23 protein-coding genes are annotated in these 25,652 nt (G+C 59.7%); 8 read left to right on the plus strand and 15 right to left on the minus strand.

Annotated features, from left to right (window positions below; genetic code table 11):
* The 4 genes from QK296_RS27075 to QK296_RS27090 form a co-directional block, all read left to right on the plus strand.
* Positions 1–662, plus strand: a 662-nt coding sequence (locus QK296_RS27075) for an alpha/beta hydrolase (RefSeq protein WP_282392016.1), incomplete at its 5' end; no start/stop codon positions are given.
* Between the two features lie 66 nt (positions 663–728).
* Positions 729–1,853, plus strand: a complete 1,125-nt coding sequence (locus QK296_RS27080; RefSeq protein WP_057712010.1) for a GNAT family N-acetyltransferase — start codon at positions 729–731, stop codon at positions 1,851–1,853.
* Complete coding sequence (locus QK296_RS27085; RefSeq protein ID WP_034135825.1) at positions 1,853–3,631, plus strand: HAMP domain-containing sensor histidine kinase; 1,779 nt, start codon at positions 1,853–1,855, stop codon at positions 3,629–3,631. Before QK296_RS27080 ends, QK296_RS27085 begins: the two co-directional genes overlap by 1 nt.
* Positions 3,621–5,018, plus strand: a complete 1,398-nt coding sequence (locus tag QK296_RS27090; protein WP_003188944.1) for a sigma-54 dependent transcriptional regulator — start codon at positions 3,621–3,623, stop codon at positions 5,016–5,018. Before QK296_RS27085 ends, QK296_RS27090 begins: the two co-directional genes overlap by 11 nt.
* Before the next feature lie 150 nt (positions 5,019–5,168).
* On the opposite strand, the gene QK296_RS27095 is transcribed toward QK296_RS27090, so the two are convergent.
* The 11 genes from QK296_RS27095 to QK296_RS27145 all read right to left on the minus strand — a co-directional run bounded on the left by QK296_RS27095 (position 5,169) and on the right by QK296_RS27145 (position 17,599).
* Positions 5,169–5,507 (minus strand): GlpM family protein, encoded by a 339-nt coding sequence (locus tag QK296_RS27095; RefSeq protein WP_034135823.1) that lies wholly within the window; start codon positions 5,505–5,507, stop codon positions 5,169–5,171.
* Positions 5,507–6,844, minus strand: coding sequence for a sigma-54 dependent transcriptional regulator (locus tag QK296_RS27100; RefSeq protein ID WP_003188948.1), 1,338 nt, complete (start codon positions 6,842–6,844; stop codon positions 5,507–5,509). Before QK296_RS27100 ends, QK296_RS27095 begins: the two co-directional genes overlap by 1 nt.
* Complete coding sequence (locus QK296_RS27105; RefSeq protein ID WP_057712008.1) at positions 6,841–8,742, minus strand: sensor histidine kinase; 1,902 nt, start codon at positions 8,740–8,742, stop codon at positions 6,841–6,843. Before QK296_RS27105 ends, QK296_RS27100 begins: the two co-directional genes overlap by 4 nt.
* A 157-nt stretch (positions 8,743–8,899) precedes the next feature.
* Positions 8,900–9,634 (minus strand): amino acid ABC transporter ATP-binding protein, encoded by a 735-nt coding sequence (locus tag QK296_RS27110; RefSeq protein ID WP_003188952.1) that lies wholly within the window; start codon positions 9,632–9,634, stop codon positions 8,900–8,902.
* Complete coding sequence (locus QK296_RS27115; protein ID WP_003188954.1) at positions 9,631–10,302, minus strand: ABC transporter permease subunit; 672 nt, start codon at positions 10,300–10,302, stop codon at positions 9,631–9,633. Before QK296_RS27115 ends, QK296_RS27110 begins: the two co-directional genes overlap by 4 nt.
* Positions 10,302–11,048: an amino acid ABC transporter permease gene (locus QK296_RS27120; RefSeq protein ID WP_003188956.1), complete on the minus strand. Its 747-nt coding sequence runs from the start codon at positions 11,046–11,048 to the stop codon at positions 10,302–10,304. Before QK296_RS27120 ends, QK296_RS27115 begins: the two co-directional genes overlap by 1 nt.
* 194 nt (positions 11,049–11,242) lie before the next feature.
* Complete coding sequence (locus tag QK296_RS27125) at positions 11,243–12,169, minus strand: glutamate/aspartate ABC transporter substrate-binding protein (protein ID WP_003188957.1); 927 nt, start codon at positions 12,167–12,169, stop codon at positions 11,243–11,245.
* A gap of 364 nt (positions 12,170–12,533) precedes the next feature.
* Positions 12,534–14,072, minus strand: a complete 1,539-nt coding sequence (gene glpD / locus QK296_RS27130; protein WP_034135821.1) for a glycerol-3-phosphate dehydrogenase — start codon at positions 14,070–14,072, stop codon at positions 12,534–12,536.
* Between the two features lie 259 nt (positions 14,073–14,331).
* Positions 14,332–15,087 (minus strand): DeoR/GlpR family transcriptional regulator, encoded by a 756-nt coding sequence (locus tag QK296_RS27135; protein WP_003188962.1) that lies wholly within the window; start codon positions 15,085–15,087, stop codon positions 14,332–14,334.
* Positions 15,088–15,159: 72 nt separating this feature from the next.
* Positions 15,160–16,665 carry a glycerol kinase GlpK gene (glpK, locus tag QK296_RS27140; protein ID WP_003188963.1) on the minus strand — a complete coding sequence of 502 codons (1,506 nt, stop codon included), beginning with the start codon at positions 16,663–16,665 and terminating at the stop codon, positions 15,160–15,162.
* Positions 16,666–16,741: 76 nt separating this feature from the next.
* Positions 16,742–17,599 (minus strand): MIP/aquaporin family protein, encoded by an 858-nt coding sequence (locus tag QK296_RS27145; protein ID WP_014717136.1) that lies wholly within the window; start codon positions 17,597–17,599, stop codon positions 16,742–16,744.
* Between the two features lie 325 nt (positions 17,600–17,924).
* Between QK296_RS27145 and ybaK the strand changes: the two genes are divergently transcribed.
* A complete protein-coding gene (ybaK, locus tag QK296_RS27150) occupies positions 17,925–18,395 on the plus strand; it encodes a Cys-tRNA(Pro) deacylase (RefSeq protein ID WP_034135819.1) in 471 nt (156 codons plus the stop codon).
* Between the two features lie 135 nt (positions 18,396–18,530).
* Here ybaK and QK296_RS27155 read toward each other — a convergent pair whose 3' ends face one another.
* Together QK296_RS27155 and argF are read right to left on the minus strand one after the other, a co-directional pair.
* Positions 18,531–19,640, minus strand: coding sequence for an ABC transporter ATP-binding protein (locus QK296_RS27155; RefSeq protein WP_034135818.1), 1,110 nt, complete (start codon positions 19,638–19,640; stop codon positions 18,531–18,533).
* Positions 19,637–20,557 carry an ornithine carbamoyltransferase gene (gene argF, locus QK296_RS27160; protein WP_003188973.1) on the minus strand — a complete coding sequence of 307 codons (921 nt, stop codon included), beginning with the start codon at positions 20,555–20,557 and terminating at the stop codon, positions 19,637–19,639. The genes QK296_RS27155 and argF overlap by 4 nt, the downstream gene beginning before the upstream one ends.
* A 433-nt stretch (positions 20,558–20,990) precedes the next feature.
* On the opposite strand from argF, the gene QK296_RS27165 reads away from it, so the two are divergent.
* Both QK296_RS27165 and grxD read left to right on the plus strand, forming a co-directional pair.
* On the plus strand, positions 20,991–23,099 hold the full coding sequence (locus QK296_RS27165; RefSeq protein WP_169912496.1) for a molybdopterin oxidoreductase family protein: 2,109 nt from the start codon (positions 20,991–20,993) through the stop codon (positions 23,097–23,099).
* Between the two features lie 77 nt (positions 23,100–23,176).
* On the plus strand, positions 23,177–23,503 hold the full coding sequence (grxD, locus tag QK296_RS27170) for a Grx4 family monothiol glutaredoxin (protein WP_003188975.1): 327 nt from the start codon (positions 23,177–23,179) through the stop codon (positions 23,501–23,503).
* Between the two features lie 176 nt (positions 23,504–23,679).
* Here grxD and bfr read toward each other — a convergent pair whose 3' ends face one another.
* Both bfr and QK296_RS27180 read right to left on the minus strand, forming a co-directional pair.
* Positions 23,680–24,150, minus strand: coding sequence for a bacterioferritin (bfr, locus tag QK296_RS27175; RefSeq protein ID WP_003188976.1), 471 nt, complete (start codon positions 24,148–24,150; stop codon positions 23,680–23,682).
* A 202-nt stretch (positions 24,151–24,352) separates the two neighbouring features.
* Entirely contained in the window at positions 24,353–24,571 is a 219-nt protein-coding gene (locus tag QK296_RS27180) for a bacterioferritin-associated ferredoxin (RefSeq protein ID WP_003188977.1), read from the minus strand.
* 242 nt (positions 24,572–24,813) lie between these two features.
* Here QK296_RS27180 and QK296_RS27185 point away from each other — a divergent pair, with 242 nt between their 5' ends.
* Positions 24,814–25,416 (plus strand): peroxiredoxin, encoded by a 603-nt coding sequence (locus QK296_RS27185; RefSeq protein ID WP_003188979.1) that lies wholly within the window; start codon positions 24,814–24,816, stop codon positions 25,414–25,416.
* Positions 25,417–25,652 lie beyond the last annotated feature (236 nt).

The raw sequence follows: 25,652 nt of genomic DNA on the forward strand, positions 1-25,652 counted from the left end.
GCGTGCGCAAGACCTTCGTACAGGTCAAGCAACGCCATGGGCAGGTGTTTGTCGGTGGCTTGTCCATGGGCGCGGTGATGTCGATGTATGTGGCGTCCGAACACCCGGGGCAAGTTGCCGGGTTGCTGATGTATTCCACCACCTTGAAGTACGACGGCTGGAGCATCAACAAACTGGCGTTTCTCACGCCCTTGCTGATGAAAATTCCGTTCGGCGTACACATTTGCAGCTTCGAAGAGAAGCCGCCCTACGGCATCAAGAACGAGCGCCTGCGGGCCATCGTCGAGCGGCAGATGAAGGAAGGCGAAAGCAGCGAGGCGGGGTTGCTGACCATGGAAGGCATCACCGTGCGCGAGCTGCACCGTATGAACGCCGTGGTCAGGAAGCGCATGCCCCAGATCAAAGTGCCGGCGCTGGTGCTGCATTCCATCGAGGACGACATCACCAGCCGCTGGAACGCCGATTACGTGGAGCGCCACCTCGGCGGGCCGGTGACCAAGATCCTGTTGGACAACTGCTACCACATGATCACGGTCGATTTGCAGTACCGCCGCGTGATCGAGTTGAGTGCCAGGTTTGTCGAGCAGCACGCAGTTCTAAAATCAACGCAGGCCCCTGTGGGAGCTGGCTTGCCTGCGATGGCATCACTGAGGTCTGCCTGACGTACCGAGGCGCCTGCATCGCAGGCAAGCCAGCTCCCACATTGGATCGAGAAATAAGGGCAATCTGTGATAACCACCCAAGCCTACCCGACCATCCGGGCTATCCAGCGCGATGCCTGGAACGATTGTTTTTCCGGTGCCCTGGAGGATTGGGACTATTACCTGGCCGTGGAAAACGCCGCGATCGATGACTTCCAGTGGCGTTACCTGGCGGTCTTTGAGGATCAAACGCTGGTGGCGGTGGCGGCCGCGTTCGTCACCCATTATCGCCTCGACACCACCGTGTCGGGGGCCGGCAAGCGCTTGACCGAGCGCCTGGAGCGGCTGTGGCCGGGGGTTTTGCAACTGGCGTTGTACGCCATCGGTTCGCCGGTGGCTGAACGCTGTGATGCCGGTGTCGCCAGCCATGTGCCCGAATCCCAGCGCCCGTTGCTGTTGCAGCAATTACTGGCGGCTGCGCGCAGCGATGCCGACGCGCTCGGTATCGGCTTGCTGGCGGTCAAGGATGCGCCCACCAATGACCCGCATTGGGCCCAGAGCTGCATTGCCGCAGGTTTTCAAAGCATGCCCAGCTTGCCCACGGGGGTGTTGCCGCTGCCTTATGGCTCGGTGGATGCCTACCTGGGGTCGCTGGGCAAATCCACGCGCAAGGACCTGCGCCGCAAACTGCGCGCACCAGGGCCGCGGGTCGAGTGGCGGCGCAATATCGATGACGTGCTGCCCGAGGTCATGCGCCTATATGAAGCCACGCTTGCGCGCGCAGACTTGCAGTTCGAACGCCTGCCCGCCGGTTACTTCACGGGGGTACTCGAACACCTGCACGAGCGGGCGGTCTGTGTTCTGTACTGGGTGGACGAGCGCCTGGTGGCGTTCAACCTGATCCTGCTGGATGAGCATCGGCTGGTGGACAAGTTCTTTGGTCATGACCTTGAGTTCAGCCGCGAGTACAACCTGTACTTCCGTAGCTGGTTGACCAATGTCGACTACTGTATTGAACACTGTATTCCGGTGTACGAGTGCGGCCAGGCCGGGTATGCCAGTAAACTGCGCCTGGGGTGCGAGTTCGAGGGCAACAGCCTGTTCTTCCGCCACCGCAACCGGCTGGTCAACGGCCTGCTCAAGCTTGTAAAACTGTTTATTCGACCGGATCGTTCCGACCCTGCCATGGCTGCTGCGATAAGCGAAACCTGATGATTACCAAGACCCGCCAGAAAGCCCGCCCCTTTGCCATCTCGCGTTGGAGCGTCCAGCGCAAGCTGGTGCTGGCGTTCTGGCTGGTCAGCGTGATCCCCACCATGATCGCGGCTGAACTGGCCGCCACCACGCTGTCGCAGATTTTCGACAGTAACGTGCGGATCTGGCTGCAAGAGTCGACCAAGATCGTCAAGGACGAAATCGGCGACATCCTTCACGACAACGCACGCATGGCCAAGCTGTTCCTGCGCTACACCAGCCCGCCATCGTCCAAAAATGCCGAGCGGCATGACCGGCTCACCGCCGACATTGCCGATGCCACCGATATCGACGTGGTCGCGCTGATTCGCACCAGCGACCGCAAAGTGATGTTCAGCACGGCCGCCGATGACATCGTCAGGCAGATCAACCTCACCAGCAACGCGGTGCTGCAAACCGTGCAGGTCGCCGGCGTGAGCACGGGCCTGGTGGTGTCCACCTTTGAAACCAGCCGTGACGGCGTGGATTACCTGTTGCTGGTCGCCACTTACCTGGACAGCAGTTTCCTCACCAGCGTGGCCGATGTGCATTCCCTCGACCTGCGTTTGTACCTGGCCAACCCTGCAGGGTTTTCCGAAATATTTTCCACCCAGCGCTTCGCCAATCACCCCTCGCGCATCCCCAAGAATGTCGAGGCCTACCTACGTAGCACCAAGCAGCCCAGCGAACAGTTCACTAACCAATACAGCGGTTTGTACTGGCCGATTTTCAATGACGCCGGCGAGTTGCAAGGCGTGATCTTCAGCGGCCTGCTACGCCACACCAGCCTGGTGGGGTTGGTGAACCAGAGCAACCTGTTCGTGCTGATCTTCCTGGTCAGCTCGGCGCTGTCACTGGCGGCCGGGTTGTTGGTGTCGCGGCGCCTGACCAAGCCCCTGCGCGATTTGTCCCAGGGCGTGGATGCGGTGATCTCGGGCAGTTATGCGCACCGTGTGGTGGTCAGTGGCGGTGACGAACTGGCGCAATTGAGCAGCACCTTCAACCACATGACCGAACGCCTGGGCGAGTTGCACCATCTGGAAGCCCAACTGCGTCGGCGTGACCGCTTGCATGCCCTGGGTGAAGTCGCCATGGGCCTGGCTCACGAAATTCGCAACCCACTGGGCATCATCAAGACCGCCACCCAACTGTTGCATCGGCGCGCTGACCTGGCGGAAACCGACAAGCGTCACCTGGAATATGTCATCAGCGAAGTCAGCCGCATCAACGACCTGATTACCGAATTCCTCGATTTCGCCAAGCCCAACCCGCCGATACGCGTGCAGCAACCGGCACGCGCCCTGGTGGAAGAAATCCTCGGTTTCTGCGGCCCGGAGCTGAGTAGCCATCGCATTGATGCCCATATCGACGACCAGGCGCCTGGCGCGACGATCTACGCCGATGCCAAGCAGCTCAAACAGGCCTGTCTCAACCTGATTCTCAACGCCATCGACGCGATGCCCGACGGCGGGCGCCTGACCCTGGGCATTCGCAGCGTGGGCGACAACACCGTGATCAGCATCGCCGATACCGGCGAGGGCATCCCTGCGGACATGGTGGAGCGTATCTTTACGCCATTTGTCACCACCAAGGCCTCGGGCACAGGCCTGGGCCTGGCCAAAGTCTATTCGATCATGGAAAGTCACGACGGCAGCATCGAATGCGCCAGCGAGAAAGATGCCGGCGCGACCTTCAGCCTGTACATTCCGGCTGACGGTGAAGACGACGGTGAAGATGAGGACGGGCATGACGCATAACGTATTGGTGGTCGACGACGAGCCCAAGCTCTGTGATCTGCTGACCCAGGCCTTGAGCCAGAACGGCATCCAGGTGTTCAGCGCGGGCAATGGCTTGCACGCGCTCAAGGTGCTGGGGGAGGAGGACATCGACCTGGTCATCAGCGACTGGCGCATGCCGGGCATGGACGGGCCGGCGTTGCTGGCCGAGATCAAGGTGCGTTATCCGACCCTGCCGGTAATCGTGATGACGGCCTACAGCACGGTGAAAAACGCCGTGCAGTCGATGCGTAACGGCGCCTATGACTACATTGCCAAGCCGTTCGACATTGACGAGCTGGACATCACCGTGGCCAAGGCCCTGCAATTTCGCGACATCATGCGCGACAACGCGCGCATGCGTGCCGAGCTGGACGAGCATGCGCAGTTCGACAGCCTGGTGGGCGACAGCCCGGCGTTTCGCCAGGTGCTCCAGGCGGTGGATTCGGTGCGTGACAGCAACGCCACCATCCTGCTGACCGGCGAAAGCGGCACTGGCAAGGAAATGGTCGCCCGTGCCATCCACAAGCATGGCAGCCGTGCCGACCAACCCTTCGTGGCGGTCAATTGCGCGGCCATTCCGGAAGGCCTGCTGGAAAGCGAGATGTTTGGCCATCGCAAAGGCGCGTTCACCGGCGCCGTGGCTGACCGGGTAGGGCGCTTCATGCAGGCCGACAAGGGCACGCTGTTTCTGGATGAGGTGGGTGATATGCCCTTGGCGTTGCAGGCCAAGATTCTGCGCGCCTTGCAGGAGCGGGTTATCGAGCCGGTAGGCGACCCCCGCGAGCGCAAGGTGGATGTACGGGTAATTGCCGCCACCAACAAGAACCTGCTGGATGCGGTGGCGGCCAAGGAGTTTCGCGAAGACCTGTATTACCGCCTCAATGTCTTCCCGATTCCGTTGCCGTCCTTGCGCGAACGCGTGGAAGACATCGCGCCCCTGGCGCGCCACTTCGCCCACACCCTGAGCGCGACCACCGGCAAACGCATCACCGGCTTCAGCCCCGAGGCCTTGCAAGCCATGGCGGCGTATCACTGGCCGGGCAACATCCGCGAGCTGCAAAACTGCGTGGAGCGCGCAACCATCGTGGCGGCTTCATCGGTGATCGAGGATATTGATTTGCCGGGGTATCTGTTTGCTTCCAAGCCGAGCGAGGGCGATGTGACCGCGATCCTCAGCGACGGGCCGGGGTTGCCGCGGGATCTGGATGCGGCGCTGGCCGAAGTGGAGAAAGCCTACATCCTTGCGGCGCTGCAGGAGAGCAATGGGGTGCAGGCGGCAGCGGCGCAGCGGATCGGGATTTCCGAGCGCAGCTTTTGGTATCGCCTGAAGAAGCTGGGTATTCAGGTAGACAAGATCGTGCGCTGATCTGAGTGTGGGAGCTGGCTTGCCTGCGATGATCGCTCCCACGCTTCGCGTGGGAGTGCCTCTGGTGACGCTCTGCGTCACGCGCGTGGACGCGGAGCGTCGTTGGCTGCATTCCCACGCGGGAGCGTGGGAACGATCTGCCGCGTTGTGTCAGGTGTGCAGGCGTACCCACACGCTGACCAGCACCGTCGCGGCCATCAACCAGGCCACGGCAGCGACTGCCAGCGATGCCTCCAACCGCATTCGATCCACCATCACATACAGCGTCGCCAAATACACAAAGTAGGGAATGATTGACCACATCCCGAACAGGATCGTGGTCTTCAAATCCTCAATCGAACGGCCTTTGCCGACGATGTAATGGGCGATCAGCGCAAAAGTGGGAAACAGCGGCACCAAGCCTGCGATGTAATAGTTTTTGGTCTTGGCCAGCGCCGCCAGAATCAGCACCACTGCGGCGCCAAGCGCAGCCTTCAAGAACAGATCCATCAGTGACTCAACCCGTATTTCTTGACCTTGTCGAACAGGGTGGTCTTGGCCATCCCCAGTTCCTGGCTGGCCTGGGTCAGGTTGCCGCCGCTGCGTTGCAGGGCATCGTTGAGCAGGTTGCGCTCAAAGGCTTCCACCGCCTCGGTAAAGGCAACCCCTTGGCTGCCGCTGCCGGCGCCGCTTTTTTTGAAGGCGGGCAGGCCGAGGGCGAAGCGTTCGGCGACGTTGCGCAGCTCACGCACGTTGCCTGGCCAATCGTGGCTCATCAGGCTGGACAGGGTCTGGTTGTCCAGCTCCGGCACGGCGCGGTCGAAGCGTAGCGACGATTGCTGCAGGAAGTGTTCGAACAGTTGCAGGATGTCTTCACGCCGCTCGCGCAGGGGCGGCAGTTCCAGGGTGACGACGTTGAGGCGATAGTACAGGTCGCTGCGGAACTGGCTGGCGCGGCTCAACTCGTCGAGGTCGGACTTGGTAGCGGCGATCACCCGGCAATCCACCGCCACGCTCTGGTTCGAACCCAGGCGTTCCAACGTGCGTTCTTGCAGCACTCGCAGCAATTTGATCTGCAGGTTGATCGGCATGCTCTCTACTTCATCGAGGAACAGCGTGCCTTGATGGGCATGCTCGATCTTGCCGATGCGACGTTTGCCAGCGCCGGTGAAGGCGTTGGCTTCGTGGCCAAAAATCTCGCTTTCAAACAGGTTTTCCGGTAGGCCACCGCAGTTGAGGGCAACGAACTGGTGGGTGTGGCGCCGGCTGAAATCATGCAGGCAACGCGCGACCAGTTCTTTGCCGGTGCCGGTCTCGCCTTCGATCAGCACGTTGGCCGAGGTATCGGCGACATTGGCAATCAGTTCGCGCAGGTTTTGCATGGCCGGCGAGCGGCCGATGATGCGGCCTTCCAGCGAGTCGCGCTCGGCCAGTTGCCGACGTAGCGACCAGACTTCCCGCGCCAGCCCGCGTTGTTCCAGGGCGCGGCGTGCCACGTCCACCAGGCGTTCGGGCGAGAAGGGTTTTTCCATGAAGTCGTAGGCGCCGTTACGCATGGCGCCCACCGCCATGGAGATATCGCCATGGCCTGTGATCAACACCACCGGCAGGCTTTTATCCAGGGCCTTGAGGCGGGTCAGCAGTTCCAGGCCGTCGATGCCCGGCAAGCGGATGTCGCTGATGACGATGCCGGCAAAGTTTTCGCCGATGCGCTTGAGCGCTTCTTCGGCGCTGCCCACGCCGACGCTGGTAATGTCTTCCAGCGCCAGTGCTTGCTGGCAACCGAGCAGTACATGGGGGTCGTCTTCGACGATCAGGACGGTGAGGTCTTGGGCTTGTGTATTCATGTCGACTCAACTCGTTGAGCGCCCACCAATGGCAGGTTCAGGACAAAGGCGGTACCACCATTGGCCGGATGTTCCACGGCCAGGCTGCCGCCGGTGGCGGCCGCGAGGCTCGCGGAAAGGGTCAGGCCCAGGCCCAGGCCTTGTTCGCCGGGCTTGGTGGTAAAAAAGGGTTCGAACAAATGCTTGCGTGCTTCGGGATCGATGCCGTGGCCATTGTCACGCACCAACAGGCGGTATTTGCCATCGCCGCTCTGGCCTTCCAACCACAGTTGCGGCGCCGCTTGGGCCTGCATCGCATCGAGGGCGTTGCCGATCAGGTTGACCAGGATCTGCTCCAGGCGAGTCTGGTCGATCTGCAATTGGGCATTGGCAAAATCACGGTGCACGGTCAACGGCAGGCTGTCCAGGCGCGCGCCGAGCACCTGGAACGCGGCGTCCACGGCTTTGCCGAGGCTGGCCTCGCCCTGGTCGTCACCGCGTCGGGCAAAGGAACGTAGGCTGGCGGTGATGCGACCCATGCGGTCGATCAGTTCGTTGATGGTCTTGAGGTTGGTGCTGGCGGTGTCCAGGGCGCCGCGCTCAAGGAAGCGTACGGTGTTGCCCGACAGCGTGCGCAAGGCCGCCAGCGGCTGGTTCAGTTCGTGGGCGATGCTGGTGGACATCTGGCCAATGGCTGCGAGCTTGCCGGCTTGCACCAGCTCGTCCTGGGCGTGACGCAGGGTTTCTTCGGCCTGGCGTCGTTCGCGAATCTGGCCCTTGAGCCGTTCGTTGCTGGCGCGCAAGTCGGCGGTGCGCTCGGCGATCCGCCGCTCAAGCTGGCTGTTGGCTTCCTGCAAGGCTTCCCGCGCAGCGAGGCGGGTGGCGATGACCTTGCGCCGTTCGTTCCAGGCGATCAGCAGGAAGGCGACCAGGCCAAAGGCGACGGCCACCAGGATGCCCTGGTTGATCGCGGCGCGGCGCAGGTCGTTAAGTGGGGTGAGCAGGGTGAAATTCCACGGCGTGTCGTTGAGCGGGCGTGTTTGCGCCAGGTAGCTGACGGCGTGCTGGTCGTTGACCACTTCGGTGTTGGCCGGAAAGGTCAGTTTCTCGGTACCTTCGTTCAGGCGTTCACGGGCCAGGGGTTGCAGTTCATTGAGCGTCGCCCAGTAATATTGCAGGCTGTGGGCCAGGCGGTCCTTGGTGTCATCGCTCAAGGGGCGTACGGCCTTGAGGCGACGCGCCGGGTCGCTGGAAAGAATAATGATGCCGTTCTCGTCGCTTACGAAGGCTTCAAGGCGCGCACGTTGCCAGCGTTCTTCAAGGGCTTCGAGGCGCACCTTGACCACGGCGACGCCGATGATCTTGCCGTGTTCTTCCAGGCCATGCGCCAGGTAATAGCCGGGCTCGCCGTTGGTGCTGCCGATGCCGTAGAAACGGCCGGGCTGGCCGCGTACGGCGTTCTGAAAATAGGCGCGAAAAGACAGGTCCTCACCTTGGTAACTGTCGGCATCGCGCCAGTTACTGGTGGCCAGCACGCGGCCGGTGGTATCCATCACATAGATGGCGCGGCTGCGACTGCGGCGGTTCAGACCTTCGAGGTAGTCGTTGACCGTCTTGCGGGTTTCCTGGTTCGGGTCGGCGAGCAGTTGGGAAACACTGGACTCCAGTTCCAGCAGGCTGGGCAGGTAGGTGTACTTGCTCAGTTCGCTTTCGACGGTGCGGGCGTGCAGCTCCAACTGGCGTTCGCCATTGTCGCTGAGGGTGCGGATGCCGTAGTAGTCACTGACCCAGAAGCCGATATAACCCAGGCCGACCATCAGGGCGATGATCAACGGCGGCAGGAACAGTTGGCGTATCAGACGAGGCTTCACGGCAAGTGATGGCGGCGCGGCGCGATATTGATTGGGGTCGCATTTCATCACAGATGCCTTGGGTCAGCTACTTCTCGCCTGCCAACTGTAGGAGCGAGCTTGCTCGCGAAAAACTCAAGGGCAGCGCGTTAATCCTGGATACACGCGTTATCGTTTTCGTCTTTCGCGAGCAAGCTCGCTCCTACAGGGCTGGAGCGAGTTGCTTTTAGTGCTGCAGGATTTTCTCAAGGAAGTGCTGCGCACGTTCGGAGCGGGCGCTGATGTCGCCGAAGAACTCTTCTTTCGGGCAGTCTTCGATGATCTTGCCGGCGTCCATGAAGATCACGCGGTCGGCCACTTTGCGCGCAAAGCCCATCTCGTGGGTCACGCACATCATGGTCATGCCTTCGTGGGCCAGTTGCACCATCACGTCGAGCACTTCGTTGACCATTTCCGGGTCCAGCGCCGAGGTCGGTTCGTCAAACAGCATGACGATCGGGTCCATGGCCAGGGCGCGGGCAATCGCCACACGTTGTTGCTGGCCGCCGGAGAGCTGGCCAGGGTGCTTGTGGGCGTGTGCCGACAAGCCCACGCGGTCGAGCAGTTGCAGGCCCTTCTTGGTGGCTTCTTCCTTGCTGCGGCCCAGCACCTTTATCTGCGCGATGGTCAGGTTTTCGGTGATGGTCAGGTGCGGGAACAGCTCGAAGTGCTGGAACACCATGCCCACGCGCGAACGCAGTTTTGGCAGGTTGGTCTTCGGGTCGGCGATGGAGGTGCCGTCGACCACGATGTCACCTTTCTGGAACGGTTCCAGTGCGTTGACGCACTTGATCAGGGTGGATTTGCCCGAGCCGGATGGCCCGCACACCACGATCACTTCGCCTTTTTTAACCTCGGTGCTGCAATCGGTCAGCACCTGGAAGTCGCCATACCACTTGTTGATGTTCTTGATAGAGATCATACGGCAAACCTTTTTTGCAGACGCTTGACCAGCAGCGAGGCGGAAAAGCTGATGATGAAGTAGACGACACCGGCAAAGATCAGGAACTCGTTGGAGCGGCCGATGATGTCGCCGTTGGAGCGGGCGGAGTTGAGGAAGTCCACCAGGCCCACGGTGTAGACCAGGGAAGTGTCCTGGAACAGGATGATCGACTGTTGCAGCAGCAACGGTGTCATCTTGCGGAACGCCTGGGGCAGGATGATCAGGCGCATGGTCTGGCCGTAGGTCATGCCCATGGCTTGTGCCGCCGCCATCTGGCCCTTGGGAATCGACTGCACACCGGCTCGTACGATTTCGCAGAAGTACGCGGCTTCGAACATCATGAACGCCACGACGCAGGAGGTGAATGCGCCGATCGGGGTGTCTTCACCCGTGATCCAGCGCAACACGAACGGCACCGCCAGGTAGAACCAGGTGATCACCAGCAGCAAGGGGATCGAGCGGAAGTAGTTCACGTAGGCGCCGGCCACGCGGGACAGCAGTTTGTTGGACGACAAGCGCATCAGGGCCAGGATAGTCCCGATGATGATGCCGCCGACCACGCCCATGACCATCAGCTTCAATGTCATGACCATGCCGTTCCACAGGCCTGGAATGGCGGGGATGATGCCGCTGAAATCGAAGTCCATTATTTGCCCCCCACGGAGATCAGGCCGGGCACTGCGACTTTCTTCTCGACCACGCGCATCAGCAGCATCAGGCTCATGTTCAGGGTGAAGTAGATCAGCGTGGCCAGGGTGAAGGCTTCAAACAGGTTGGCCGAGAACTCGGCGGTCTGTTTGGTTTGCGCCAGCAGTTCCATCAAGCCGATCAAGGACGCCACGGAGGAGTTCTTGAACACGTTGAGGAATTCCGAGGTAAGCGGCGGAATGATGATGCGGTAAGCCTGGGGCAGCAGCACGTTCCAGTAGATCTGCGGCAGCTTGAAGCCCATGGCGCGCGCCGCGGATTCCTGGCCGCGTGGCAGCGCCTGGATACCGGTACGCACTTGTTCACACACACGGGCGGCGGTGAACAGGCCCAGGCACACCACGACGCTCAGGTAGGCCGAGGTGGTCGGGTTCAGGTCTTGTTTGTACCAGTCCTGCAGGTTCTGCGGCAGCATGTCCGGTACCAGGAAGTACCAGATGAAAAGCTGAACCAGCAGCGGCACGTTACGAAACAGTTCCACGTAGCAGGTCGCGATGCCCGATACGAGGCGGTTTGGCACAGTGCGCATGACCCCCAGAATGGAGCCCAGCAGCAAGGCGATAATCCATGCCACGATAGCGATGGCGATGGTCCAGCCCAGCCCGGAGAGGTACCAGTCGAGATAAGTCTCGCTGCCCACGCCGGTGGACTTGAAGAACACGCCCCAGTCCCAGTTGTAATTCATTAGGGTCTCCCCTCGAGATCGATCGATGTACAAGCACCCGCTTGGGGAAGATCCGTTCCCGCCTGACGTTGAACGCCAGGCACACACGATCGGCTCGAAAACCGCCAGGTCGAGTGTTCCAAGTTAAAACCAGCAGGTAATTACAGACGCCTGAGGGAGGGTTGGCTCCCTCAGGACATAAGCTTAGTCAGGTATCAGATTTTTACTTCTGGCGCTGGTTTGTCGCTAGGGTTAGCGATCAGCTCCTTGACCTTGTCGCTCATCGGGAAGTTCAGGTTCAGGCCCTTTGGTGGGATCGGGCTTTCGAACCATTTGGCGTAGATCTTGTTGATCTCGCCAGACTTGTACAGGGCGACAATGGCGTCATCCACGGCTTTCTTGAAGTCCGGGTCGCCTTTGCGAACCATGCAAGCGTAGGCTTCGAATGACTGTGGAGTACCGGTAATGACCCAGTCATCAGGCTTCTTGGCCTTGGCTTCTTCACCGGCCAGCAGGGCGTCGTCCATCATGAATGCAACGGCGCGGCCGCTTTCGAGCATCTGGAAGGATTCGCCGTGGTCTTTGGCGGAGATGACGTTCATGCCCATCTGCTTGTCGGCGTTCATCGCCTTGATGATGCGCTCCGACGTGGTGCCGGCGGTGGTCACCACGTTTTTGCCTTTCAGGTCGGCAAAGTCAGCGTAGGACGGCTTGCCTTCCTTGTCTTTCTTGACCAGCAAACGGGTGCCGATTTCGAAGATGTTGACGGTGAAATCAACTTGCTGGGCGCGTTCGGTGTTGTTGGTGGTGGAGCCGCACTCCAGATCCGCGGTGCCGTTCTGGATCAGCGGGATACGGGTTTGCGAGGTCACCAGGTTGTACTTGGCTTTGAGGTCGGGTTTGTTCAGGTCTTTTTTCAGCTGCTCGACGACGGCCAACTGGATGTCGTGGGAGTAGCCCACGGGTTTGCCCGAACCATCCGCGATGTAGGAAAACGGAATGGAGCTGTCGCGGTGAGCGAGAGTGATGGTGCCGGAGTCGTTGATTTTCTTCAGTGTGCCGGTGAGTTCGGCGGCAAAAACTGGAGTGCTGATCAGAGCAGCAGCGATAGCTGCGCCCAGGATATGGGGAACGATGCGCATCAATACTTCCTCGACATTTGTTTTTTTTATGAAGCCAGCTGAACGGCTCTCTTGTACAGCGACTGCCCGTGACGGCTCCTAAGGCGCCTCAGGCAATCGTTGAAGAGTGTAGAGCATGAGTCGTGCCATACCGAAAATAAAAGGATAACTGCATGATTTATATGGAAATTAACTTTTTGTTTCGGCGATATTTTTGGTGGCCGGTCCGGCAAACCGAATAGCGCACAGGAGCTTGTTCGGAAAACCGAATAGCCTGGAGGAGCGAGCTTGCTCGCGAAAAACGCAAAAACGCCGCGTTTAGGCTGAATAAACGCGGCGTTCTCAGGTTTTTCGCGAGCAAGCTCGCTCCTACACGGTAGGGCGGTCAGGCGGCTTCGATCTTGCTGCGGCTCTGCTCGACCTTGGACAGGTAGCGTTGCAGGTTTTCCTGCTCCTGCTCGGTGGTGAACAGGCCAAGCTTGGTGCGGCGCCACAGCACGTCCTGCGGTTGTGTCACCCACTCTTCGGCGCACAGGTAATCGACTTCGCGGGTATACAGGCCGCCACCCAGGTGATCACCCAGGTCGGCGAGCGATTGCACGCCCTCCAGCAGGCGCCAGGTGCGGCTGCCGTAAGTGGTGGACCAGCGGCGGGCGATCTCGCTCGGTACCCAGTCGAACTTGGCGCGGATGGCGTCGGCCAGGGCTTCAGGGGTGCTCATATTTTCGCCGCCGGGCAGGCTCGCCGTGGCAGTCCAACTTGGGCGCATCTGGGTGAAGTACGGCGCCAGTTGGGCCATGGCCGACTCAGCCAGTTTGCGATAGGTGGTCAGCTTGCCACCGAACACCGACAGGATCGGCGCTTCGCCGGTGCCGCCGGACAAGGCCAGGGTGTAATCGCGCGTGATGGCCGATGGGTTGTCTGACTCGTCGTTGCACAGCGGGCGCACGCCGGAGTAGGTGTGAACAATATCGTCACGGCTCAGTTGTTTCTTGAAGTGCGCGTTGACCACCTTGAGCATGTAGTCGGTTTCACCTTCGGTGATCGCCACTGCAGCCGGGTCGCCGCTGTATTCGCGGTCGGTGGTGCCGATGATAGTCAAGTGGTTCAGATACGGAATGGTGAAGACGATGCGCTGGTCTTCGTTCTGCAGGATATGCGCGTGGGCGCCTTCGTACAGGCGCGGCACGATCAGATGGCTGCCCTGAATCAGACGGATGCCGTAGGGCGAATCCAGCTTCAGGTCGTCCTTGATGAATTTGGCCACCCAAGGGCCGGCAGCATTCACCAGCGCGCGGGCGCGGATCGAGAACAGGCTGCCGTCGGCACGCTCCATGTTCATTTCCCACAGGCCGTTACTGCGATGGGCGCTGACGCAACGGGTCTGCGTGTGGATGTGCGCACCTTTCTCGCGGGCCGCCATGGCGTTGAGCACGACCAAGCGAGCATCATCGACCCAGCAGTCGGAGTATTCGAAACCTTGGGTGATTTCGCTTTTCAACGGGCTGTCAGCACCGAACTTGAGGCTTTTGGAGCCTGCCAGTTTCTCGCGCTTGCCCAAGTGGTCATACAGGAACAAGCCGGCGCGAATCATCCACGCCGGGCGCAGGTGCGGGCGATGCGGCAGTACGAAGCGCATTTGCTTGACGATGTGCGGCGCTTTGCCCAGCAGCACTTCCCGTTCTGCCAGGGCTTCACGCACCAGGCGGAATTCGTAGTGTTCCAGGTAACGCAGGCCACCATGGATCAGCTTGCTGCTAGCCGAAGAGGTGTGGCTGGCCAAGTCATCCTTTTCGCAAAGGAATACCGACAAACCGCGACCGGCTGCGTCTGCTGCAATCCCGACGCCATTGATCCCGCCACCAATTACGGCAACGTCATAGACTTCGGCAAGCGGTGGAGCAGGCAAGGTGGAAGGGTTCATCGGCTGGCCTCGCGATCTTTTCGTCTTGGAATTCGAACATGAATGTTCATTTGCGAAAATGGTAGCTGATAATTGCGGGCACAGCCACCCGACTTCGATTGAAAAAACTCATCGAAGGGTGGGGAAAGGAAGAATTATGAACAAAGGTGAATGTATTGGTGTTAGTGAGGCCGTCATCGCGGGCAAGCCCGGCTCCCACATTTGACCGCATTTCAAACTGTGGGAGCCGGGCTTGCCCGCGATGACGCCTGAACAGGCGCTACACCACTTCCAGCCGCACCTTGTGCTCATTCAGCACTTGCACCAACGCCGGCACCGGCTGTTGGTCAGTCACCAGGCAGTCCACCAGGCTGATCGGCCCCAGGCGAATCATGGCATTGCGCCCGAATTTGCTGGAGTCTGCCGCCAGAATCACCTGTCGCGCATTGGCGATGATTGCCTGGGAAACCCGCACTTCCTGGTAATCGAAGTCCAGCAGGCTACCGTCCTCGTCGATCCCGCTGATGCCCACCAGGGCAAAGTCGACCTTGAACTGGTTGATGAAGTCGACACTGGCCTGGCCGACCACGCCACCGTCACGGCGCACATTGCCGCCGGTGAGCAACACATCGAAGTCGTCCTTGGCACTGAGCATGGTGGCGACGTTGAGGTTGTTGGTGATGATTTTCAGATGGCTGTGATTGAGCAGCGCACGGGCGATGGATTCGGTGGTGGTGCCGATGTTGATGAACAGCGAGGCGTGATCGGGAATCTGTGCGGCAATGGCTTCGCCGATGCGTTGCTTCTCGTCGCGCATCTGGTCGGCACGCATGGCGTACGCGGTGTTCTCGACGCTGGAGTCATAGGCTGCGCCACCGTGGTAGCGGCGCAACAGGTTGGCGTCCGCCAACTGGTTGATATCGCGGCGGATGGTTTGCGGGGTGACAACGAATAGCTGCGCCATTTCCTCGATACTGACATAGCCGCGTTCGCGGACCAGTTCGAGGATTTGTTGTTGGCGGGGAGGCAGATTCATGGGGCGTCCTTTGGGCTGCCATACAAAAGTGGCCCATGATGACGCAGGAATCCGCTCCCTGCCAGTTACACCTTATTCAGCGCTTTCGTGCGGCTCCCAGTCACGGGTGCGGCTCACGGCTTTTTGCCAGCCGGCGTAGAGTTTCTCTTTTGCCGCTTCATCCAGCTGTGGCTCGAACTCGCGTTCGATCACTGCCTTGCCGCGCAACTCGTCCAGGCTGCCCCAGAAGCCACACGCCAGGCCTGCCAGGTAGGCCGCGCCGAGGGCAGTGGTTTCACGCATTTGCGGGCGTTCGACCTGGGTGCCGAGTATGTCGGCCTGGAACTGCATCAGGAAGTTGTTGGCAACCGCACCTCCGTCCACGCGCAGGGCCTTGAGGCGTTCGCCCGAGTCCTGCTGCATGGCGTCGAGGACGTCGCGGGTCTGGTAGGCAATCGATTCCAGGGCTGCTCGAATAATGTGGTCTACGCGTACGCCACGGGTCAGGCCGAACAGTGCGCCACGGGCATACGGGTCCCAGTAGGGCGCGCCGAGACCGGTGAAGGCGGGTACCAGGTACACGCCGTTGCTGTCCTTGACCTTGCCGGCAAAGTATTCGGTGTCGTGGGCATCGTTGATGATCTTCAGCTCGTCACGCAGCCATTGCACGGTGGAGCCGCCGTTGAAGACCGCGCCTTCCAGGGCGTAGGCCACCTCTCCGCGCGGGCCGCAGGCAATGGTGGTGAGCATGCCGTGCTTGGATTTCACCGCCTTGTCGCCGGTGTTCATCAGCAGGAAGCAGCCGGTGCCGTAGGTATTCTTGGCCTGGCCCGCTTCCACGCACATCTGGCCGAACAGGGCGGCTTGCTGGTCACCGGCAATGCCGCCGATAGCAATACCGCTCTTGGTGCGGCCATAAATTTCCGACGACGACTTCACTTCCGGGAGCATTTCCCGGGGAATGTCGAGAATCTCCAGCATCTTCGCATCCCACTCCAGAGTGTGGATGTTGAAGAGCATGGTGCGCGAGGCGTTGGTGTAGTCGGTGACGTGGGTCTTGCCGCCGGTAAATTTCCAGATCAGCCAGCTGTCGACGGTGCCGAACAGCAGTTCGCCGTTGCGTGCACGTTCGCGGCTGCCTTCGACGTTGTCGAGGATCCACTTGAGCTTGGTGCCGGAGAAGTACGGGTCGGTCACAAGGCCAGTGGTGTCGCTGATGTATTGCTCATGGCCATCGCGCTTGAGCTGCTGGCAGATCTCGGTGCTGCGGCGGCATTGCCAGACAATGGCGTTATAGATTGGGCGCCCGGTGACCTTGTCCCAGACCACTGTGGTTTCACGCTGGTTGGTGATACCGATGGCTGCAACCTGGTCATGGTGCAGGCCGGCCTGGGCCAGCGCTTCGACCATCACCGCGCTCTGGGTGGCGAAGATTTCCATTGGGTCATGTTCGACCCAGCCAGCCTGCGGGTAATGCTGGACGAATTCACGCTGGGCGGTACACACCACGTTGGCGTCACGATCGAAGATGATCGCCCGGGAACTGGTGGTGCCCTGATCAAGGGCAATGATGTAGTTCTTATTCTGAAGGTCGGTCATGTCAATTGCCTTGGACGAAATAAGGAAGTCAGAAATCAGCCTGGGCCGTGAAGGGCAGGGGACCAGGCTGGCGCTTTCAGGAAATACGAGTCTTGCCGTTGACAGCCGTGTCAGGTGTTTCTTCAGCAATAGCCGGTGCGGCGCTCGGCAGGTGGCGAGCGATCAGACCGCGATAAGCCGCAGCACCGAGGCATGCGCCGACAATCGGGGCGAAAATCGGTACAAGGAAGTAAGGAATATCGCGACCGCCAGTAAAGGCCATTTCACCCCAACCGGCGAAAAAGGTCATCAGCTTGGGTCCGAAATCCCGTGCCGGGTTCATCGCAAAGCCGGTCAGCGGGCCCATGGCGCTACCAATCACCGCGATCAGCAAGCCGATCAGCAGGGGCGCCAGCGGGCCGCGTGGCAGGCCGTTGTTGTCATCGGTAAGGGCCATGATCACGCCCATCAGGATGGCGGTGATGACCATTTCCACCAGGAACGCCTGAGCCGTGCTCAGCAGCGCATGAGGGTAGGTTGAGAACACCGAGGCCAATTCCAGGCTGGCTTGGGAGCCGCGAACCATGTGGTGGGTTTGTTCGTAATCGAAAAACAGATTGCTGTAGAGCGTGTACACCAAGGCGGCGGAGCAGAAGGCGCCGGCGACCTGGGCAAGAATATAGAAGGGCAGTTTGCGCTTTTCAAAATCGGCAAAGATGCACAGGGCGATACTGACCGCCGGGTTGAGGTGAGCCCCGGAAATACCGGCGCTCAGGTAGATCGCCATGCTCACGCCGACCCCCCAGATGATACTGATTTCCCACAAGCCAAAGCTCGCACCCGCGACCTTGAGCGCGGCGACGCATCCTGTACCGAAAAAGATCAGCAGCGCGGTGCCCAGGAATTCGGCCATGCATTGGCTCGAAAGTGAAGGCTGTTGAAGAGCAGTTGTCATGGAAAACCTCAATTGTTGTTCTTGTCTTGCGCACGGCCTCAACGGGCAGTTGCGCGATATTCACCGCGCAAGGATCCCCATCCTAGGTCACGGCTTATTGCAGGAGTACCAAAGGATTATTCCTACGGTATTCGGAAACGAAAAAATATAGACAAGAATGACCGCTGTCAAAGGTCGAAAGTGAACCATTGGTCATTTCCGAACTATTGGTGTGGTGAATGATCATGCTCAAGGCGCGTCACTTTAGCGGTAATAGGACTGTGCTAGAGCGTTTCACGTGGTCTTGGCCTAGAATTGGCCATCAGTTTGCCCGCCCGGAGCCGCTATGACCCCCGCATTGGACCTGTTGAAAAAAGTTCGCGCCGAACATCGTATCCATAGTTATGAACATGATCCCAAGGCAGCATCCTATGGGCTGGAGGCCGCGGAGAAATTGAGCTTGGACCCGGCCCAGGTATTCAAGACGCTGCTGGCGAGCAGTGAGAAGGGTGAATTGTTGGTGGCGGTGGTGCCGGTCGTCGGAAGTCTGGACTTGAAAGCCCTGGCTCACGCTGCGGGTGTGAAGAAAGTCGAAATGGCTGACCCGGCAGCGGCGCAGCGCTCAACGGGTTATCTGTTGGGCGGCATCAGTCCGTTGGGTCAGAAGAAGCGGCTGCGCACGTTTATCGATGAAACGGCGCAACCCTTTGCAACGATTTTTGTCAGCGCGGGCAGAAGAGGATTGGAAGTTGAATTGCCAGCGGCGGTGCTGGCAGAACACACCCAGGCCAAATTCGCACCGATTGGTCGGACCTGATAATCATTCTTTGAAGTCTATGAGGATCAAAATGTGGGAGCTGGCTTGCCTGCGATAGCATCAACGCGGTGTGACAGATAACCCGAGTTGTCTGCATCGCAGGCAAGCCAGCTCCCACAGTTTGACCCGGTTTCGTCAGTGGGCGACGCTGTGGCGGCGCACGCCTGACTCAACAGCAGGAATCTGCGCCGCCGTGCTGCCGGATGCCTGGAACACCACCAAATGCTCAGCCGCCACACGAATCCCCACCTCTGCGCCCACTTGGTGATCGGCATGGCTGGGGAAAATCGACTCCAACTGAGCGCCGGTCGGCAGCTGTAACCGGTACAGCGTTGAGGCGCCGAGGAAGGTCTTGCCAACGATCCGGGCTTTTAACGCGCTGCCCGGTGCGTAAACGATGTCATCCGGGCGCAGCAGCACATCCACCGCAGCACCGGTCGGCAAGGTGTAGGCTCGGTTGCCGCGCAGGTCGCCCAGTTCAGTGCTGACCGATTCCGGTGAGTTCAATCGACCACGGATGAAATACCCCTGGCCGATGAAACTGGCGACGTAAGGCGTCTGCGGTTCGTGATAGAGGTTGTAGGGCGTGTCCCACTGCTCTAGCCGGCCTTCCTTGAAGACCCCGACATGATCACTGACGGCGAAGGCCTCTTCCTGGTCATGGGTCACCAGGATCGCGCTGGTGCCGCGTGCCTTGAGGATGTCGCGCACTTCATGGCTGAGTTTGCGGCGCAGCTCACCATCGAGGTTGGAAAAGGGTTCATCCAACAACAGCAGTTGCGGCTCCGGCGCCAGGGCGCGGGCCAGAGCGACACGTTGTTGCTGACCACCGGAAAGCTCATGGGGAAAGCGTTTGCCCAGGTTCTTCAAGTTGACCAGTTCCAGCAACTCGGCGACCACGCGCTCTTTTTGCGGGTGTTTGCGAATGCCAAAGGCGATGTTGTCAGCCACGCTCAGGTGCGGAAACAACGCGTAGTCCTGGAACACCATGCCGATACGACGTTTCTCTGGTGCCAGGGTGAAGCCGGCACGGGAGATGACGTCGCCCGCCAGGCTGATTTCGCCTTCATGCACCGGCTCAAAGCCTGCAATCGCGCGCAGGGTAGTGGTCTTGCCGCAGCCCGAAGAGCCGAGCAGGCAACCGATATCGCCGGCGTTAAGGTGCAGGTTGAGGTTCTGCACCACACGTTGGTCTTGATAGCCGCATGCCAGATTGCGCAGGTTCAGCAGTAATGGCTGGCTCATGCGTGGTGGTACGACGGCGGGACGAGGAATTCGAGCAAGGCTTTTTGCGCATGCAGGCGGTTCTCGGCCTGATCCCACGCGACTGAGCGCGGATCGTCGAGCAGGTCCTGGCTGATTTCTTCGCCTCGGTGGGCGGGCAGGCAGTGCATGAACAGCACGTCCGGCGCGGCCAGGTCGAGCAACGCGCGGGTCACCTGGAACGGCGCGAATTGGGCCAGGCGTTTGGCGGTTTCGTCTTCCTGGCCCATGGAGGTCCAGACGTCGGTGCTCACCAGGTGCGCGCCGACCACTGCGTCTTTTGGATCGCGCAGCAGTTGCACACGGCCATCGGCCTTGGCCATGAACTCGGCGCTGGGCTCGTAGCCTTCAGGGCAGGCGATACGCAGGTGGAAGTCGAACTGGATCGCCGCTTCTATATAGCTGTTGCACATATTGTTGCCGTCGCCGATCCAGGCCACGGTCTTGCCTTGGATCGAGCCACGATGTTCGAGAAAGGTTTGCATGTCGGCCAGCAACTGGCAGGGGTGCAGGTCATCGGACAGGCCGTTGATCACGGGCACGCGGGAGTTGGCGGCAAATTCGGTCAGGGTGCTGTGGGCGAAGGTACGGATCATCACGGCGTCGAGCATGCGCGACATCACGATGGCGCAATCGCTGATCGGCTCACCACGGCCCAACTGGGTGTCGCGCGGTGACAGGAAGATGGCCTGGCCACCCAGCTGGATCATGCCGGCTTCGAACGACAGGCGTGTGCGGGTCGAGGACTTTTCGAAAATCATCCCCAGTACACGGTTTTTCAAAGGCTCAAACAGTACGCCGCGGTTACGCAGGTCTTTAAGCTCAATGCCTCGACGGATCACGCTGACCAGCTCTTCGGGCGTGCAATCCATCAGGGAGAGAAAGTGCCTTGCGCTCATCATTAACTACCTTTTGCAACAGACCGCAGATACTCAAAGCCTTGTTTATTGCGACAACGGGCGAGACCTGCGGCGAAAGCCGCACGGGGCGACGAAATAGGGGAAGACGCGATATTGACATTAAATGTCGCGTTTTACCAATAGGGCTACGGCTTTAGGGGTGTTCAAGCAGGGCACTGACGCGCGTTTGAAGACGATTTCCTGACAGCAGCGAGCCATTTGTACACTGGCGTCCAGGCCTTTTGCAATGCGCGGGGGCGGGCTTGGGCCAGGTCGCGTCGGTTTCAGCGCCTGTGGGCAAGGTTTTTGAAACATTTGCTCATGCTTAGTCATGGCCTGGCCTATGCCCGTCGATTCACAACGCGAAGGTTGCTGGCGCCTCAAGGGGTCGCGGCCCATAGTTGAGCCAAAGCCCCTATAAAAGAGACTGGCCATGACCACGACTCTCCACCACCGTGCCTGCCACCTGTGCGAAGCTATCTGCGGCCTCACCCTGGAAACTACCCAAGCCCAAGACGGTAGCCTGGCGATCACCTCGATCAAGGGCGACCCCTTGGACAGTTTCAGTCGCGGCCATATCTGCCCCAAGGCCGTGGCCCTGCAGGACATCCAGAACGACCCGGACCGCCTGCACCAACCCATGCGGCGGGTGGGCAGCCAATGGCAGCCGATTGCCTGGGATGAAGCCTTTGCCCTGGTGGCCGAGCGGCTCGCGGGCATCCAGGCCCGGCACGGCCAGAACGCGGTGGCGGTGTATCAGGGCAACCCCAGTGTGCATAACTATGGGTTGATGACCCACAGCAACTACTTTCTAGGGCTGTTGAAGACGCGCAATCGGTTTTCCGCGACCTCGGTAGACCAGCTGCCTCATCACCTCACCAGCCACCTTATGTACGGCCACGGCCTGTTGTTGCCCATTCCCGACATCGACCAGACCGATTTCATGTTGATCCTCGGCGGCAACCCGCTGGCCTCCAATGGCAGCATCATGACCGTGCCCGATGTGGAAAAACGCCTCAAGGCCATCCAGGCGCGAGGCGGAAAAGTGGTGGTGGTCGACCCTCGGCGCAGCGAGACGGCGGCCATTGCTGACCAGCACTTGTTCGTACGCCCCGGCGGCGATGCGGCGTTGTTGTTTGGGGTGCTCAACACTTTGTTCACCGAAGGGCTGACACGCGATAGTCATTTGCCGGTGGAGGGCCTGGACGAGGTGCGCAGGGCGATCGCCGGCTTTCATGCCGAGGCCATGAGCCGCCAGTGTGCTGTGCCTGCCGAGCAGATTCGGCAGTTGGCCAGGGACTTCGCCGGCGCTGACAAGGCCGTTTGTTATGGCCGCATGGGCGTCTCGACCCAAGCGTTTGGCACGCTGTGCCATTGGCTGGTGCAACTGATCAACCTGGTGACCGGCAATCTGGACCGCGTCGGCGGCGCGCTCTGCACCAGCCCCGCGGTGGACCTGGTGGCCTCCACCAGCGGCGGCCATTTCAACCGCTGGCAGAGCCGCGTGTCCGGACGCCCGGAGTACGGTGGAGAACTGCCGGTGTCGGCGCTGGCCGAAGAAATGCTGACCGAGGGTGAAGGGCAGATCCGCGCCCTGGTGACGGTGGCCGGCAACCCGGTGCTGTCCACACCTAACGGTCGCCAATTGGAGCAAGCACTGGACGGGTTGGAATTCATGGTCAGCATCGACCTGTATATCAACGAGACCACGCGTTATGCCGACCTGATCTTGCCCTCCACCTCGGCGCTGGAAAACGATCACTACGACACCACCTTCAATCTGTTTGCGGTGCGCAATGTCACGCGCTTCAATCGCGCCATCCTGCCCAAGCCTGAGGGCGCATTGCATGACTGGGAGATCTTTGTCGGCCTGGCCAAGGCATTTGCGGCGCACACTGGCGTTGCGCTTAAGCCCACCCTGCCACCGGCGCAGATGATCGACTTCGGGCTGCGTGCGGGTGCCTATGGTGACGCATCCAGTCATAAGTTATCGGTGGCGATGTTGGCAGAGCATCCCCATGGCATGGACTTGGGGCCGCTCAAGCCCAACCTCGCGGCACGTTTGAAAACCGCGGATGGCAAGGTTCAAGCAGCACCGGTCGTGATCCTCGCAGACCTGGCGCGTTTCGCCGCGCAGCCGGTGCCGATGGCCGACGAACTGTTGCTGATTGGCCGACGGCATGTGCGCAGCAATAATTCCTGGATGCATAACTATCACCGGCTGGTAAAGGGCAAGCCACGCCATCAACTGTTGATGCACCCCGACGACCTGACCCGTCGGCAGTTGAGCGATGGCCAGCGCGTGCGAGTGAGTTCGCGCACCGGCATGATCGAAGTGGAAGTGGTGGCCAGCGCGGACATGATGCCGGGTGTGGTCAGCCTGCCTCACGGCTGGGGCCACGGTCGCCCAGGCGTGCAGATGAGCATCGCGAGTAGCCAGCCGGGAGCGAGTGCCAATGACTTGACCGACGAGCGGCAATTGGATGAGTTGTCGGGTAATGCGGCGCTTAACGGCGTACCGGTGAAGGTGGCGGCGGCCTGAGCATCCCGCTGGATTTTTGCGTTACAATGCGCCACCGTGCCGACCCGTGAGTCGCAAAGTTCCTGCAGAGGTGTTCCATGGATATCATCGAAACGATCAAAGAGCAGATTGCCAACAACACCATTCTGCTTTACATGAAGGGCGCACCTAACGCGCCTCAGTGCGGTTTCTCCGCGAAAGCGTCCCAGGCCGTGATGGCATGTGGCGAGAAGTTCGCTTACGTGGATATCCTGCAAAACCCTGAAATCCGCGCCAACCTGCCAAAGTACGCCAACTGGCCGACTTTCCCGCAGCTATGGGTAGCCGGTGAGCTGGTTGGCGGTAGCGACATCATCACTGAAATGGCAGCTGATGGTTCCCTGCAAACGCTGATCAAAGGCGCAGCAGCTAAGACTGACGCCTAATAGGCGAGCAATAAAAAGCCCCGCTTCTCACAAGAGAGCGGGGCTTTTTTTGAGCTTTTCTGTAGGAGCGAGCTTGCTCGCGAAGAACGTCAACGATAACGCAGCGCGCCTGGTTTAACGCGTTGCCTGGGAGTCCTTCGCGAGCAAGCTGGCTCCTACAGTGATAACAAGCGCAGTTATTCACCCATCTGCGATTGCAGGTAATTCTCCAGGCTGACCTTGTCGATCAGGCCCAGCTGGGTTTCCAGCCAGTCGATATGCTCTTCCTGGTCTTCCAGGATATCTTCCAGCAGTTCACGGCTGCCGAAATCACCCTTGGTTTCGCAGTGAGCGATGGCGGCCTTGAGGTCGCTGTGGCTCTTGCGCTCAAAGCCCAGGTCGCTGTTGATCATTTCCTGGGTGTGCTCGCCGATGTTCAGCTTGCCCAGGTCCTGCACGTTCGGCAGGCCTTCCAGGAACAGGATGCGCTTGATCAGCGCGTCGGCGTCCTTCATGGCCTTGATCGACTCTTTGTATTCACGCTTGCCGAGCTTTTCCAGGCCCCAATCGTCGTACATGCGCGCATGCAGAAAGTACTGATTGATCGCGACCAGTTCATTGGCAAGGATTTTGTTGAGTTGCTGGATGACTGAGATGTCGCCTTTCATGACTGGGGTCCTGCCCTGTAATAGCTGTGTATAGGGCGGAGTCTGAGCGGTGAAAATCCTAGTGTCAAACCTAAGTTATTGAATAATAAATGAAAATTAATCGGAATAAGAATGTTTGTGTTCCGCGTCTTGGTGCTAACTATTTGAATTGATGGCATAAAAAAACCGGACACTAGGTCCGGTTCTTCAAAAACATGCCTATTCAAGCGTGTTTAAATTCTGCTGGGTAGGGGAGCGCGGCCTGGGCTGTTTGCAGCTGCGTCAGGGTTTCCCGTACCACTTGCTTGGCTAGGCAAGCACATTTGCCACACTGGCTGGCTACGCCGGTGGTTTCACGTACTTCCTTATAGCTGCAGCAACCTTCGTAGATTGCTTCGCGGATTTGTCCGTCGGTGACGCCAGTGCAGAGGCAGACATACATAAGTGAGAACCGTCGCGGGTTTGAGGCTTAAGTGCGATGGATCTTAATGTTAACGAGAATGATTGTCAAAATAGTTTCATCCCCAATCCAGCGCACATTGACCATGCGCTGACGAACGGTTTTTTCGGTGTATGATGGTCGGTCTTTACGAAGCGTGATTGCGTCATGTTTCTGTCGATTTTCCCCGGCAGACTTGACCTGTCCTTTTACTTCAATCGTCACCCCACATCAGGAGATACCCTATGAGCGTACTCGTCGGTAAACAAGCCCCGGATTTCGACGTACCAGCCGTGCTCGGCAATGGCGAAATCGTAGACAGCTTCAAACTGTCTGAAGCCATCAAAGGCAAATACGGCCTGGTGTTCTTCTACCCGCTGGACTTCACCTTCGTCTGCCCGTCGGAGCTGATCGCCCTGGACCACCGCATGGACGATTTCAAGGCGCGTAACGTTGAAGTGGTCGCGGTTTCCATCGACTCCCACTTCACCCACAACGCCTGGCGCAACACCGCCATCAATGATGGCGGCATCGGCAAAGTCAAATACACCATGGCTGCCGACATGAAGCACGACATCGCCAAGGCCTATGACGTTGAGTCCGAAGGCGGCGTGGCGTTCCGTGGCGCGTTCCTGATCGACGACAAGGGCATTGTGCGTTCGCAGATCATCAACGACCTGCCGCTGGGCCGTAACATGGAAGAACTGATCCGCCTGGTCGACGCGCTGCAATTCCACGAAGAGCACGGCGAAGTCTGCCCTGCCAACTGGAAAAAAGGCGACAAAGGCATGAACGCTTCGCCAGAAGGCGTTGCGGCATACCTGACCGAGAACGCTGGCAAGCTGTAAGCCAACGTCGTGGTATTAAAAAACCGGCCTGTGAAGGCCGGTTTTTTTGTGGGTGGGGACTTGCTCCCGTGACGGCCTGACAGCCTACGCTGGTCTACCTGACACCCCACAATCCAACTGTGCGGGCTTGCTCGCGAAGGCGGCCTGGCAGTCAACACAGTTGAATTGTGTGCATATCCACTGCTGCGGTAACGGCCACTTAGGGTTCCGCCCTGACGGCGGCTCACTTTCGAAAA

The sequence above is a fragment of the Pseudomonas sp. AL10 genome (assembly GCF_029960685.1).
Classification (GTDB): domain Bacteria; phylum Pseudomonadota; class Gammaproteobacteria; order Pseudomonadales; family Pseudomonadaceae; genus Aquipseudomonas; species Aquipseudomonas lactis.

What these genes read in the sequence shown, in the direction of transcription:
- QK296_RS27085 (WP_034135825.1), top strand. Translation starts at nt 1,853, where the DNA reads ATGATTACCAAGACCCGCCAGAAAGCCCGCCCCTTTGCCATCTCGCGT.
- QK296_RS27090 (WP_003188944.1), top strand. Translation starts at nt 3,621, where the DNA reads ATGACGCATAACGTATTGGTGGTCGACGACGAGCCCAAGCTCTGTGAT.
- QK296_RS27095 (WP_034135823.1), bottom strand. Translation starts at nt 5,507, where the DNA reads ATGGATCTGTTCTTGAAGGCTGCGCTTGGCGCCGCAGTGGTGCTGATT.
- QK296_RS27100 (WP_003188948.1), bottom strand. Translation starts at nt 6,844, where the DNA reads ATGAATACACAAGCCCAAGACCTCACCGTCCTGATCGTCGAAGACGAC.
- QK296_RS27105 (WP_057712008.1), bottom strand. Translation starts at nt 8,742, where the DNA reads ATGAAATGCGACCCCAATCAATATCGCGCCGCGCCGCCATCACTTGCC.
- QK296_RS27110 (WP_003188952.1), bottom strand. Translation starts at nt 9,634, where the DNA reads ATGATCTCTATCAAGAACATCAACAAGTGGTATGGCGACTTCCAGGTG.
- QK296_RS27115 (WP_003188954.1), bottom strand. Translation starts at nt 10,302, where the DNA reads ATGGACTTCGATTTCAGCGGCATCATCCCCGCCATTCCAGGCCTGTGG.
- QK296_RS27120 (WP_003188956.1), bottom strand. Translation starts at nt 11,048, where the DNA reads ATGAATTACAACTGGGACTGGGGCGTGTTCTTCAAGTCCACCGGCGTG.
- QK296_RS27125 (WP_003188957.1), bottom strand. Translation starts at nt 12,169, where the DNA reads ATGCGCATCGTTCCCCATATCCTGGGCGCAGCTATCGCTGCTGCTCTG.
- glpD (WP_034135821.1), bottom strand. Translation starts at nt 14,072, where the DNA reads ATGAACCCTTCCACCTTGCCTGCTCCACCGCTTGCCGAAGTCTATGAC.
- QK296_RS27135 (WP_003188962.1), bottom strand. Translation starts at nt 15,087, where the DNA reads ATGAATCTGCCTCCCCGCCAACAACAAATCCTCGAACTGGTCCGCGAA.
- glpK (WP_003188963.1), bottom strand. Translation starts at nt 16,665, where the DNA reads ATGACCGACCTTCAGAATAAGAACTACATCATTGCCCTTGATCAGGGC.
- QK296_RS27145 (WP_014717136.1), bottom strand. Translation starts at nt 17,599, where the DNA reads ATGACAACTGCTCTTCAACAGCCTTCACTTTCGAGCCAATGCATGGCC.
- ybaK (WP_034135819.1), top strand. Translation starts at nt 17,925, where the DNA reads ATGACCCCCGCATTGGACCTGTTGAAAAAAGTTCGCGCCGAACATCGT.
- QK296_RS27155 (WP_034135818.1), bottom strand. Translation starts at nt 19,640, where the DNA reads ATGAGCCAGCCATTACTGCTGAACCTGCGCAATCTGGCATGCGGCTAT.
- argF (WP_003188973.1), bottom strand. Translation starts at nt 20,557, where the DNA reads ATGAGCGCAAGGCACTTTCTCTCCCTGATGGATTGCACGCCCGAAGAG.
- QK296_RS27165 (WP_169912496.1), top strand. Translation starts at nt 20,991, where the DNA reads ATGACCACGACTCTCCACCACCGTGCCTGCCACCTGTGCGAAGCTATC.
- grxD (WP_003188975.1), top strand. Translation starts at nt 23,177, where the DNA reads ATGGATATCATCGAAACGATCAAAGAGCAGATTGCCAACAACACCATT.
- bfr (WP_003188976.1), bottom strand. Translation starts at nt 24,150, where the DNA reads ATGAAAGGCGACATCTCAGTCATCCAGCAACTCAACAAAATCCTTGCC.
- QK296_RS27180 (WP_003188977.1), bottom strand. Translation starts at nt 24,571, where the DNA reads ATGTATGTCTGCCTCTGCACTGGCGTCACCGACGGACAAATCCGCGAA.
- QK296_RS27185 (WP_003188979.1), top strand. Translation starts at nt 24,814, where the DNA reads ATGAGCGTACTCGTCGGTAAACAAGCCCCGGATTTCGACGTACCAGCC.